The organism is Glaciihabitans sp. GrIS 2.15 (genome assembly GCF_035984695.1).
Classification (GTDB): Bacteria; Actinomycetota; Actinomycetes; order Actinomycetales; family Microbacteriaceae; genus Lacisediminihabitans.
Map to the genome: position 1 here is coordinate 226,592 of NZ_JAXCHU010000004.1, position 12,429 is coordinate 239,020.

At 63.5% G+C, this 12,429-nt stretch carries 8 protein-coding genes; 4 read left to right on the top strand and 4 right to left on the bottom strand.

Annotation, left to right across the window (positions count from 1 at the left end):
* Positions 1 to 42: 42 nt before the first annotated feature.
* From RCH11_RS07780 to RCH11_RS07795, 4 genes are all read right to left on the bottom strand, one after another.
* Positions 43 to 963 carry a hypothetical protein gene (locus tag RCH11_RS07780; RefSeq protein WP_327056421.1) on the bottom strand — a complete coding sequence of 307 codons (921 nt, stop codon included), beginning with the start codon at positions 961 to 963 and terminating at the stop codon, positions 43 to 45.
* A 217-nt stretch (positions 964 to 1,180) separates the two neighbouring features.
* Entirely contained in the window at positions 1,181 to 5,062 is a 3,882-nt protein-coding gene (locus RCH11_RS07785; protein WP_327056422.1) for a DNA-directed RNA polymerase subunit beta', read from the bottom strand.
* 54 nt (positions 5,063 to 5,116) lie between these two features.
* Positions 5,117 to 8,626 (bottom strand): DNA-directed RNA polymerase subunit beta, encoded by a 3,510-nt coding sequence (gene rpoB, locus RCH11_RS07790; RefSeq protein ID WP_327056423.1) that lies wholly within the window; start codon positions 8,624 to 8,626, stop codon positions 5,117 to 5,119.
* A gap of 247 nt (positions 8,627 to 8,873) precedes the next feature.
* Positions 8,874 to 9,233, bottom strand: a complete 360-nt coding sequence (locus RCH11_RS07795) for a group I truncated hemoglobin (protein WP_327056424.1) — start codon at positions 9,231 to 9,233, stop codon at positions 8,874 to 8,876.
* A 135-nt stretch (positions 9,234 to 9,368) separates the two neighbouring features.
* On the opposite strand from RCH11_RS07795, the gene RCH11_RS07800 reads away from it, so the two are divergent.
* Genes RCH11_RS07800 through RCH11_RS07815 form a run of 4 tightly spaced genes read left to right on the top strand, consistent with a single transcriptional unit; the run spans position 9,369 to position 12,405 of the window.
* A complete protein-coding gene (locus RCH11_RS07800) occupies positions 9,369 to 10,232 on the top strand; it encodes a spermidine synthase (RefSeq protein WP_327056425.1) in 864 nt (287 codons plus the stop codon).
* 50 nt (positions 10,233 to 10,282) lie between these two features.
* A complete protein-coding gene (locus RCH11_RS07805) occupies positions 10,283 to 11,425 on the top strand; it encodes a PQQ-dependent sugar dehydrogenase (RefSeq protein WP_327056426.1) in 1,143 nt (380 codons plus the stop codon).
* A gap of 10 nt (positions 11,426 to 11,435) precedes the next feature.
* Entirely contained in the window at positions 11,436 to 11,948 is a 513-nt protein-coding gene (locus tag RCH11_RS07810; protein WP_327056427.1) for a hypothetical protein, read from the top strand.
* Positions 11,941 to 12,405: a SprT-like domain-containing protein gene (locus tag RCH11_RS07815; RefSeq protein ID WP_327056428.1), complete on the top strand. Its 465-nt coding sequence runs from the start codon at positions 11,941 to 11,943 to the stop codon at positions 12,403 to 12,405. The genes RCH11_RS07810 and RCH11_RS07815 overlap by 8 nt, the downstream gene beginning before the upstream one ends.
* Positions 12,406 to 12,429 lie beyond the last annotated feature (24 nt).

Here is a 12,429-nt window from a genome sequence, read left to right on the forward strand (position 1 = left end):
ACTTGTGGAGAGTGCGTTTGCCAGACCTCACCAGACCCACGGTCACCCGCGCCAGCCACCTCTCCGCAATCTGGACTTCAGGATTTCGATAATCTCCCGCGAGTCCCGCAAGTCGGGTGCGCCAGCACGAACGTACGACCAGGTGGCATCTTCGAGCCGCGGCGCACGCTTAAGGTCCTTTCCCCACTGCACGCGATCGGTGCGGTGGCCGTCGCCCTCGTAGTCGAACGCGACCCGGTACCGCCTCCAGCCGAGGTCGGCCATCGCAACGAACACCCCGGCATCCGTGTAGATTTCGCAGTTCACCTCGGGAGACGGCAATCCCGCGGAGGCGAACCTCACTCTCATCACCGATTCGGGCGGTGAATCCGCGCGGTCGGTGAGCGTTGGAAGGCACCTTTCGAGCAGCGGCCGCCCTCGCCTGCCTTTCCAGCGATCCAGCGCATTAGCGAGGTTGCTTCTGTCCAGGCGCAGGTGAGTGGCACGCCTGCGCCAGAGCAGGAAATCCCCAGCGGCCACCAGGTCTTCCTCGCTGAGCAGCGCCCCGAGGTCACACCAGGTGCGCGCGAGAGAAGTGACGCGGATGCGGCCGAACTGAAGGACATCTCTTTCGTCGACCTGAAGCCGATGCCCCCGGATGCCCGCACCTACCGGTACCACCTGCCCCGGCCGGACCGCCACATCGAGGGCCGAACGGCGTTCAAGTGCGAACGGGAGGGGGATGCCCCATAACCTCGCCGCGGTGATGTGAGAGAAGTACGCACCCGGAGATATCCGCTCTGCGTACGCGTCCACCATGTTGACTATCGATCGCTCCGAGCCAGCCGGAACCCGAATACCCCAGAACGGACGTTCAAGATCGGCCCCCCGCAGTCGGCCCACTCCGACTCCGAGTGCGAGCGCGCGGCCGACCGAGAACGGACCGACTCCAATCGCGGTCGGAAGCCTAACGCGAGCACCCATCGAAAAAGGATGCCTGTCGCGAAGCGCAGCAAACCGTAATCCACAGCTGCCATCGCCCATCCACAGCCCCTCAGGAGTAGACCCCAACCCCCTTTTCCAGCGGTGAGATCTGGCAATCGGATGCTGCTTACGGCAGTAAGGAACAGATTGCCAGACCTCACCGGCTGATTAACGACTAATGGCCCCTACCGGAGTAGGGGCCATCGTCGCGGTGCGCTTAGTTGTACGTTCCCGGCGTGTAGTCGTCGGAGGAGAAGCTGTCGAAGTCGACGAACGAGAGGTCCGCCTCGCTGAACACCGAGTCATCCGTGAAGATGCGGTTCGGGTAGCGCTCAGCCTTGGCCTCTTCCGTCGCCTCGACGGAGACGTTGCGGTACTTCGGCAGGCCGGTTCCGGCAGGAATCAGCTTTCCGATGATCACGTTCTCCTTCAGGCCCATCAGCGGGTCGGACTTACCCTCCATTGCGGCCTGCGTGAGAACACGCGTGGTCTCCTGGAATGACGCGGCCGACAGCCACGACTCGGTTGCCAGAGATGCCTTGGTGATTCCCATGACCTCCTGGCGAGCGGATGCCGTCTTCTTGCCCTCGGTGAGAGCGGAGCGGTTCAGATCGTTGTACTTGAGGCGGTCGACGAGTTCACCCGGCAGCAGCCCGGTGTCACCGTGATCGACGACAGTCACCTTGCGGAGCATCTGGCGAACGATGACCTCGATGTGCTTGTCGTGAATCGGCACACCCTGCGAGCGATAGACGCCCTGTACTCCGCTGACCAGGTGGATCTGAACGGCACGAACGCCGCGCACCCGAAGAACTTCCTTCGGATCGATCGCACCCACGTGCAGCTGCTGTCCGAGCTCGACGTGCTGGCCGTCTTCGACAAGAAGTGTCGCACGCTTGAGTACCGGGTAAGCGATCGGCTCGTCACCACTGTCGGGGGTCAGGATCAGCTTGCGGCTGCGGTCCGTATCCTCGATGGTGATGCGGCCGGCGGCCTCGGCAATCGGGGACGCACCCTTGGGGGTGCGAGCCTCGAAGAGCTCGGTGACGCGCGGCAGGCCCTGAGTGATGTCATCCGCGGATGCCACCCCACCGGTGTGGAAGGTACGCATCGTGAGCTGCGTGCCGGGCTCGCCAATGGACTGGGCAGCGATGATGCCCACGGCCTCTCCGATGTCGACGAGCTTTCCGGTCGCGAGCGAACGGCCATAGCAGGCCGCACACACACCGACGGCAGACTCACACGTGAGCACCGAACGCACCTTGATGTTGTGAACTCCCGCTGCGAGCAGCACGTCGAGCAGAATATCTCCGACGTCATCTCCGGCCGACGCGATGATTTCGCCAGCCTCGTTGACCGCATCGGCCGCGAGGCTGCGGGCGTACACCGAGTTCTCGACGTTGACGTCGAGGGACCAGTTGCCCGCGGCATCCTGAACGGCGATCGGCATGTCGAGACCCTTGGAGGTGCCACAGTCGTCCTCGCGAATGATGACGTCCTGCGAGACGTCGACGAGTCGACGCGTGAGGTATCCGGAGTCGGCCGTACGAAGCGCGGTGTCGGCCAGTCCCTTACGAGCACCGTGAGTCGCGATGAAGTACTCGGCAACCGAGAGTCCTTCGCGGTAGCTCGAGATGATCGGGCGGGGGATGATCTCACCCTTCGGGTTCGACACGAGTCCACGCATACCGGCGATCTGGCGAACCTGCATCCAGTTACCACGGGCACCGGAGGTGACCATGCGGTTGATGGTGTTGTCGGCAGGCATGTTGTCTTCCATCGCCTTGGCGACTTCGGCGGTTGCCTTGTTCCAGATCTCGATGAGCTCCTGGCGACGCTCGGCGTCGGTCGTGAGGCCCTTCTCAAACTGGGTCTGAACCTTCGTGGCCTGCTTCTCGTAGCCCTCGATGATCTGGCGCTTGTTCGGCGGGGTGAGCACGTCGCTGAGAGCGACGGTCACTCCGGAACGGGATGCCCAGTGGAATCCGGCGTCCTTGATGCGGTCGAGTGCTGCGGCGACCTCCACCTTGGGGTAGCGCTCGGCGAGATCGTTGACGATCGCGGAGAGTTGGCCCTTATCGGCCACGGCCTCAACGTACGGGTAGTCCTCCGGAAGCGTCTCGTTGAAGAGCGCCCGACCGAGACTCGTGTTCACGAGCACCGGCTTGCCGATTTCAAAGCCAGCCGGCTCCTCCCCCTCGGCGAAGACGACATCCGACAAGCGGATGCGCACCTTCGCGTTGAGGTCGACCGAGTGCTGGTCGTGAGCAAGGATCGCCTCGGCGATCGAGGAGAACGCGCGGCCTTCGCCGACGACGCCTTCCTTGAGCGTGGTGAGGTGGTGCAGGCCGATGATCATGTCCTGGGTTGGCAGGGTGACCGGACGGCCATCCGACGGCTTCAGGATGTTGTTCGACGCGAGCATCAGGATGCGCGCTTCGGCCTGGGCCTCGACGGACAGCGGAAGGTGTACGGCCATCTGGTCACCGTCGAAGTCGGCGTTGAACGCCGCGCAGACGAGCGGATGAAGCTGGATGGCCTTACCCTCGACGAGCTGCGGCTCAAACGCCTGGATTCCCAAACGATGCAGGGTGGGCGCGCGGTTGAGCAGCACCGGGCGCTCGCGGATGATCTCCTCGAGCACGTCCCACACCTGCGGACGCGAACGCTCGACCATGCGCTTGGCGCTCTTGATGTTCTGAGCGTGGCTGAGGTCGATGAGGCGCTTGATCACGAAGGGCTTGAACAGCTCCAGTGCCATCTGCTTGGGCAGTCCACACTGGTGGAGCTTGAGCTGCGGTCCGACGATGATGACCGAACGGCCGGAGTAGTCGACGCGCTTTCCGAGCAGGTTCTGGCGGAAACGACCCTGCTTTCCCTTGAGCATGTCGCTCAGGGACTTGAGGGCACGGTTGCCGGTACCGGTGACCGGGCGACCACGGCGACCGTTGTCGAACAGTGCGTCGACGGCCTCCTGCAGCATCCGCTTCTCGTTGTTGACGATGATCTCGGGGGCACCGAGGTCGAGCAGTCGGCGCAGACGGTTGTTGCGGTTGATCACGCGACGGTAGAGGTCGTTGAGGTCGGAGGTCGCGAAGCGGCCACCGTCGAGCTGCACCATCGGGCGCAGCTCCGGCGGGATGACCGGAACGACTTCGAGCACCATGGCTGCCGGCGAGTTGCCCGTCTGGAGGAAAGAGTTGACCACGCGCAGTCGCTTGATTGCACGGATCTTCTTCTGGCCCTTGCCATTGGCGATCTGGTCGTGAAGGTCGTCACTTTCGGTGGCGAGGTCAAAGGCCTGGAGGCGCTTCTGGATGGCCTCGGCGCCCATGTAGGCCTCGAAGTACACGCCGAAACGGTCCTGGAGGTCGTGGAATACTGCATCCTCGGGCTTGAGGTCGCCGACCTTGAGGCTGCGGAAGTCATCCCACACTCGTTCGAGCTGAGCGATCTGCTCGTCGAAGGACTTACGGGCCTGGCCCATCTCCTTTTCGGCGACGTCCTTGGTCCGGCGCTTCTGATCGGCTTTTGCACCCTCTTCTTCCAGGGCGGCAAGGTCGGTCTCGAGGCGCTGCAGGCGGTCCGCGATGCGGGCATCGCGCTGGCTCTCCAACTCCTTGATCTCGAGCCGGATCTCGTTCTCGAGTCCGGGCATGTCGTCGTGACGGCCCTCCTCGTCGACGGAGATGACCATGTAGGCGGCGAAGTAGATGACCTTTTCGAGGTCCTTCGGCGCCATATCGAGCAGGTAGCCCAAGCGCGAAGGAACGCCCTTGAAGTACCAGATGTGGGTGACCGGGGCGGCGAGTTCGATGTGGCCCATGCGCTCACGGCGCACCGACGACTTCGTGACCTCTACGCCACAGCGCTCACAAACGATGCCTTTGAAGCGCACGCGCTTGTACTTGCCGCACGAGCACTCCCAATCACGGCTCGGTCCGAAGATCTGCTCTCCGAAGAGGCCGTCCTTCTCGGGCTTGAGCGTGCGGTAATTGATCGTTTCGGGCTTCTTGACTTCACCGTGCGACCAGCGACGGATGTCGTCAGCGGTCGCGAGGCCGATACGAAGCTCATCGAACGTTGTTACGTCGAGCAATTTTTCTCCTACTTTAGAAAAACTTTTAGAAAAAGGTGTCGAGGCGATGACGGCTTAGATGTCGTCAATCGACGAGTTCTCGAAGCGCGTGGAGATGTTGATTCCGAGCTCCTCCGCTGCACGGAAGACCTCGTCATCCGTGTCGCGCAGGCTCACTGCCGTGCCGTCTGCCGAAAGGACTTCGACGTTGAGGCACAGGGACTGCATCTCCTTGATGAGCACCTTGAAGGATTCCGGGATGCCGGGCTCCTGGATGTTCTCGCCCTTGACGATGGCTTCGTACACCTTGACCCGGCCGAGGATGTCATCCGACTTGATCGTCAGAAGTTCCTGCAGTGCGTAAGCGGCGCCATAGGCCTCGAGGGCCCAGACCTCCATCTCACCGAATCGCTGTCCACCGAACTGCGCCTTACCACCCAGCGGCTGCTGCGTGATCATCGAGTACGGTCCCGTCGAGCGGGCGTGGATCTTGTCGTCGACGAGGTGGTGGAGCTTGAGGATGTACATGTAACCGACCGAAACCGGCTGCGGGAACGGCTCGCCACTCCGGCCGTCGAACAGCTGTGCCTTACCGGATGAACCGATGAGGCGGTCGCCGTCGCGGGTCGGGGTCGTGGAGTCGAGAAGACCCTCGATCTCGGCCTCGAGCGCACCGTCGAACACGGGTGTCGCCACCTTGGTGCCCGGAGCGCCTGACTTTGCCTCGTCCGAGATCTTGGCTGCCCACTTCGGGTTGCCCTTGATGTCCCAGCCCTGCTTGGCTACCCATCCAAGATGGGTCTCAAGCACCTGGCCGAAGTTCATTCGACCGGGGATACCGAGCGGGTTCAGGATGATGTCGACCGGGGTTCCATCGGCGAGGAACGGCATGTCTTCGACCGGAAGGATCTTGGAGATGACGCCCTTGTTGCCGTGGCGGCCGGCGAGCTTGTCGCCCTCGGTGATCTTGCGCTTCTGGGCGATGAACACGACAACGCGCTGGTTGACACCAGAGCCGAGTTCGTCGTCACCGTCCTGCGAGTCGAACACCTTGACGCCGATGATTGTTCCGGCCTCACCGTGGGGAACCTTGAGCGAGGTGTCGCGCACTTCGCGGCTCTTCTCGTTGAAGATGGCGCGAAGCAGGCGCTCCTCGGCGGAAAGCTCGGTCTCGCCCTTCGGCGTGACCTTCCCGACCAGGATGTCACCGGGGCGAACCTCGGCTCCGATGCGGATGATCCCACGCTCGTCGAGGTCGGCAAGCAGCTCCGGGCTCACGTTAGGAAGGTCGCGGGTGATCTCTTCCTTGCCGAGCTTGGTGTCGCGTGCGTCGACCTCGTACTCCTCGATATGAATCGAGGAGAGCGTGTCGTCCTTCACCAGGTTCTGGCTCAGGATCATCGCGTCTTCGAAGTTGTAGCCCTCCCACGGCATGAATGCCACGAGAAGGTTCTTTCCGAGGGCGAGTTCGCCGTTCTCCGTCGCCGGACCGTCCGCAAGGACCTGGCCGACCTCGATGCGGTCGCCCGCAGCAACGATCACGCGGTTGTTGTAGGAGGTTCCCTGGTTAGAGCGGTTGAACTTGCGGAGGTAATAGTCCTTTGTCCCCCCGTCGTCGAGATGGATGGTCACGACATCAGCCGAGACCTCTGCCACAACTCCGGCACCGGTTGCGGTGACCACGTCGCCGGCGTCGATAGCCGCGTAGCCCTCCATACCGGTTCCGACCAGCGGCGATTCGCTGCGCAGCAGCGGCACAGCCTGGCGCTGCATGTTGGCACCCATGAGTGCACGGTTTGCATCGTCGTGCTCGAGGAACGGGATAAGCGATGTCGCGACCGACACCATCTGGCGTGGCGAGACATCCATGTAGCCGATTTCGTCGATGAGGAAGAGATCGACCTCTCCCCCCTTCTTGCGCGCGAGGACGCGGGGCTCGGCGAAGCGAGCATCCGGTGTCAGCGGCGCGTTGGCCTGCGCGACGACGTACTCGTCTTCCTCGCTGGCGGTGAGGTAATCGATGGTCTCGGAGACAACACCGTTGATGACGCGACGGTACGGTGTCTCGATGAAACCGAAGGAGTTGATGCGTGCGAACGAGGCAAGCGAACCGATCAGGCCGATGTTCGGGCCCTCAGGGGTCTCGATCGGACACATGCGTCCGTAGTGCGAGGGGTGAACGTCTCGCACCTCGACGCCGGCGCGCTCACGGGACAGGCCACCCGGGCCAAGCGCCGACAGGCGGCGCTTGTGGGTGAGACCCGCGAGCGGGTTGTTCTGGTCCATGAACTGCGATAGCTGGGAGGTACCGAAGAACTCCTTGATAGCGGCGACGACGGGACGCACGTTGATCAGGGTCTGCGGGGTGATCGCTTCGATGTCCTGCGTGGTCATGCGCTCGCGAACGACACGCTCCATGCGCGAGAGACCGGTGCGCACCTGGTTCTGGATGAGCTCGCCGACCGCGCGGATACGACGGTTACCGAAGTGGTCGATATCGTCCACATCGAGACGAAGATCAACCGGCTTACCATCGCGGATGCCCGGGAGCGTCTTCTGCTCGTCGTGCAGGGCAACCAGGTACTTGATCGTCGCCAGGATGTCCTGCTGGCTGAGCACCGAATTCGCCAGCTGCGCGTCGATGCCAAGCTTTCGGTTGATCTTGTAGCGACCGACCTTAGCGAGGTCGTAGCGCTTGGAGTTGAAGTAGAAGTTGTCGAGGAGCGCGCGCGCTGCCTCGGCGGCGACCTGCTCTCCCGGACGAAGCTTGCGGTAGATGTCCTTGAGCGCTTCATCCTTTGTCAGGATGTTGTCTTTCTCGAGCGTCAGCTCGATGGACGCGAAGCCCTTGAACTCCTCGAGAATCTCTTCGCTGGTGAGTCCGAGTGCCTTGAGGAACACGGTGACCGACTGCTTGCGCTTGCGGTCGATGCGCACGCCGACCTGGTCGCGCTTGTCGATCTCAAATTCGAGCCAGGCACCGCGGCTCGGAATGATGCGAGCAGAGTAGATGTCCTTATCGGAGGTCTTCTCCTGGGCGCGGTCGAAATACACGCCGGGGGAACGCACGAGCTGCGAGACGACGACGCGCTCGGTGCCGTTGATGACGAACGTGCCCTTCGGGGTCATCAGCGGGAAGTCACCCATGAAGACGGTTTGTGTCTTGATCTCACCCGTGAGGTGGTTCATGAACTCGGCCTCGACGTAGAGAGGCGCGGAGAATGTCTTGCCCTTCTCCTTGCACTCGTCGATCGAGTACTTCTTCTCTTCGAGGAAGGGGTTCGTGAACGACAGCTGCATCGTCTCGCCGAGGTCCTCGATCGGAGAGATCTCTTCGAAGATCTCCTCGAGACCGGTGAGGGAGGGAAGATCTTGGCGACCGGAAGCTTTGGCCTCGGCGGCGCGCTCCTTCCAGAGATCGTTGCCGACGAGCCAGTCAAAGCTCTCGGTTTGTAATGCGAGAAGATCGGGAACTGTCAGTGTGTCGGTGATCTTCGCGAACGAGAGGCGCTCAGCAGAGCGTCCGTTCTGGGGAGATCCCTTTTTCGACGAGTTCGTGGTGGATGCGTTGCGAGCAGCAGCCAAGGAAATAACCTCCGGTGGGCGGTGTTACGCGCCCCATTGCCTAAGTAGGGAGTTCAGTCGGTGATGGGTTTCGCTCCAGGGGTGTGCTCGGAAGTGACCGAGCGCAGCCGACCGCGATATGAAGGCAGAGATGTCCTGGGAGCGCAAAGAACAAGCATAGGCCCGAATTGGTCACGAGTGCAAGTCGATTCTTGACCATTTTCGCAAAAGCGAGTATAAAGACCCGGTTTCGACCGATTTGATCGCGTTAGAAGTTCCGTTCGACAATCACGGGACGCAGCAGCTTGAGGCGAGCATCCACCCGGGCGATGTTCTCCGGGATAGTGCCGAACGCCACGAGCGACTCGCCCAAATGTGCCAGGAGGCGGTCGAAGGCCGCCCCGGTGACATTCAGTCCGGCGTGGGAGCGACGCATGCTGCGACCCTCGTATTGCTCCGGGCCATCGAACGCAACGGTGAGATACGCATGCAGGTGAGACCTGAGCTGATCACTGTCGATCGCGGAAAACCACGGCCACAGGAAGTCGTCGGAGCTCACTCGATGCCAGAATTCGGTGACAACGGCAGCGATCGCGGCGTCGCCGCCGATCTCGTCATACAAACTCATGAGGTCCCTTGTGCGCATTTCTGTTCCAGAGTCATTCTCATGCACAAGGGTCAATCTCGACAATTCCCCACAACTGGTGCTCCCCGGACGAGGGTCGCCCCCCGGCCGGGCGGCGGGTATGGCAAGGTCATTGGGGTGACTGAACATCCTTCCGCGATCCTCAAGCTCAGCGGGTACCGCGCGGTGATCGAGCCCGATCGATGGGTGCCTGGCAGTTTCACCCTCATTGTCGATGGCACGCCGCAATCGCATGTGAACCTGGATGATCCGAGCCAACTCTTCTTCGAATACATCCAGCGCATCGGTCACGTGATCGACCAGCTCGGCGTGCCGGGTGAGCCCCTCACCGCGGTTCACCTCGGTGCCGGAGCATTCACCCTGCCCCGCTACATCGAGGCCACCCGACCCGGCTCCCGGCAACAGGTCGCGGAGATAGAGACCGACCTCGTGGACCTCGTGCGCGCGCACCTCCCCCTCCCCCGCAACGCCTCGATCCGGGTGCGCCATGGGGATGCCCGTGAGGTGCTCGGCAAACTGCCCGGCGGCCTGCGCGGTGAGGTCGACCTCCTGGTCGTCGACGTCTTCAGCGGCGCCCGCACACCGGCCCACGTCACGAGCCTCGAGTTCTACCGTGAGGCTGTGGCCCTGCTGAAACCCGCCGGGATCATCGTGGCAAACGTCGCCGACGGCCCTGGCCTTGCCTTCGCACGCGGCCAGGCCGCGACCATTCTCTCCGCTACCGCGCACGTAGCGGCACTCGCCGAGACACAGATCCTCAAGGGTCGCCGCTTCGGCAATGTCGTGATGGTCGGCTCCCGAGCACCGCTTCCGATGGAGTGGATGCCGCGGCTGTTGGCCGGCGGACCGCATCCGTCCAAGATCGTCGAGGGCGCCGAACTCCGCAATTGGATCGCCGGCGCCTCGATCGTCACCGACGACACGGCCGTGCAATCCCCTCCCCCGGCGAAGAACATCTTCCAGGTGGGCAATCGCGACTGAGCGGGACAAACTCACCCGGGATTGCCAGCACACTGAATCACACTCGAGAGATGGTGCGAGGTTCCCTGGCAGGTGCCGCTGCGCTTGTTCTGCTGCTTACGGGTTGCACGACGAGTCCAGCACCCGGGTCGAGCACGGCACCATCGCCATCGCCATCGCCATCCGTCGTCGGCGCTCTCCAGCCGGTCGGCGAACCGAGAGTGCTCTCGACGGGCCTGCAAGCGCCGTGGTCACTCCTCCGCCTTGGCGCGGCGGATTCGACCCTGATCGGCGAGCGCGATTCCGGCACCGTGGTGGAGCTGATGCCGTCGGGCAGCAGGCGCAATATCGGCGTCGTGCCCGGCGTCGTGCACGCGGGCGAGGGCGGGTTGCTCGGCCTGGCGGTGCTCCATACGCAGTCGACAGGGTCGAAGCGCTGGCTCTACGCCCACCACACGACCGCCACGGATAACCGCATCGTGCGGATGCCTCTGGCCGGGGCATCCGGCTCCTATCGGCTCGGCGCCGCTATGCCCATCCTCACCGGGCTGGCCAGAGCCCGCAATCACCATGGTGGCCGGATCGCCTTCGGACCAGACGGCAGGCTTTTTGCCACAGTCGGAGATGCCGGGCAGCCGTCCCTGGCACAGGACCCCGGCTCAGCCAACGGGAAGATCTTGCGGATGACGGCCACCGGCGCCGTACCGCGTGACAATCCAATCGCCGGATCGCTGGTCTACTCGCTCGGACATCGCAATCCGCAGGGAATCGCCTGGGACGCAGATGGTCAACTCTGGGCCGCCGAGTTCGGCCAGAATACCTGGGACGAGTTCAACCGCATCGAACCGGGCGGCAACTACGGCTGGCCAATCGTCGAGGGCATCGGCTCGAAGGACGGCTTCGTCGATCCGGACTACCAGTGGCCGACTTCCGACGCCAGCCCGAGCGGACTCGCTTTCGTCGGCGGCACCTTCTTTCTCGCGGCCCTACGCGGCGAGCGGCTCTGGGCGATCTCGCCGGGATCTGCGTTCACGGGGACGGCGACGACAGCACATCCCTTTCCTCTCGGATCTCTCGGCCGGCTGCGGGACGCCGTGCCGGGCCCGGACGGCTCGCTCTGGCTCCTCATCAATAACACCGATGGGCGCGGATCGCCCAGGGTCGGGGATGACAAACTCGTCGAAGTGCGACTGGATGTCTCCTGCGCGGGTTAATCTCAAGGGGATGATTACCGGCTATGACCCCGAGACCCTGCGTGAGGTGGTAGACCGCGCTGCGGCGGAATTGCGGCTGCAGGAACTCGGCAACGGTCGAAGCACCGCGGCGCTCGGTGAGAAGGCCGAGCTGCTTCGACTGCTCGGGCGTAACGGGGAGGCACTCGTCGCCGCTGAGCAGGCTTTCCGGCTAGCCCACTTCGGCGGAGATCGGGAGCAGCTCACTACGGCGCGACTGCGGCGGGCGCGCGTGTTCCAGTACCAGGGTGAACTCGATCGGGCGCTCGCCGAGATGATCGCGGTGCGCGCAACAGCCGCACTCGAGGAGTGGGCCTCGCTCGAAGGGTCCGCCGCCTATTCCGGGGGCACGGTTCTCTTCGACCTCGGGCGTTTCGCGGAGGCGCGGGTGGCATTCACTGCCGCTCTCGACATCCGCTCCGGCTCCGGGGCACCAGCGGACGAGGTCGAATCGGTGCGATTCGCCCTCGAGACAGCTACCCGATGGGCAGCGACAAATGGCTGAGCTCCTGCGGGTGAGCCGATGGGCCGATGCTCTGATCGCCCTGCACCTCGACCCCAGCTGGACCTTCACGTTCGACACCGCAAAGACCCGCGCGGGACTCTGCAATTTCACGTCGAAGACGATCAGCGTCTCGCGCTATCTCGCCTCCCGCTACGAAGACGACGAGATCCACCAGGTGCTGCTGCACGAGGTGGCCCATGCGATCGCCGGCACCCGCGCCGGGCACGGTCCGCGCTGGAAGGCCGTCGCGGTGGATCTGGGGTACGAAGGTAAGCGCCTGCACGATGGAGCCATCGCCAGCGAACTCGCTCCCTGGGTGGGAGCCTGCCCGGCTGGCCACCTGCACTACCGATATCGGCGCCCGAGCCGCACCCTCGCGTGCGGAAAATGTTCGCGACGGTTCAACGCGGCCCACACGATCGCCTGGACCCGGCGTGTGGTGACCCGGCAGCGCTGACCGGTCACCTGTGCTGGTTCTCCC

Excerpts from the sequence above, each read along its gene's own strand:
- RCH11_RS07815 (WP_327056428.1), top strand. The coding sequence starts at position 11,941 with ATGGCTGAGCTCCTGCGGGTGAGCCGATGGGCCGATGCTCTGATCGCC.
- RCH11_RS07810 (WP_327056427.1), top strand. The coding sequence starts at position 11,436 with ATGATTACCGGCTATGACCCCGAGACCCTGCGTGAGGTGGTAGACCGC.
- RCH11_RS07780 (WP_327056421.1), bottom strand. The coding sequence starts at position 963 with ATGGGTGCTCGCGTTAGGCTTCCGACCGCGATTGGAGTCGGTCCGTTC.
- RCH11_RS07795 (WP_327056424.1), bottom strand. The coding sequence starts at position 9,233 with ATGAGTTTGTATGACGAGATCGGCGGCGACGCCGCGATCGCTGCCGTT.
- RCH11_RS07805 (WP_327056426.1), top strand. The coding sequence starts at position 10,283 with ATGGTGCGAGGTTCCCTGGCAGGTGCCGCTGCGCTTGTTCTGCTGCTT.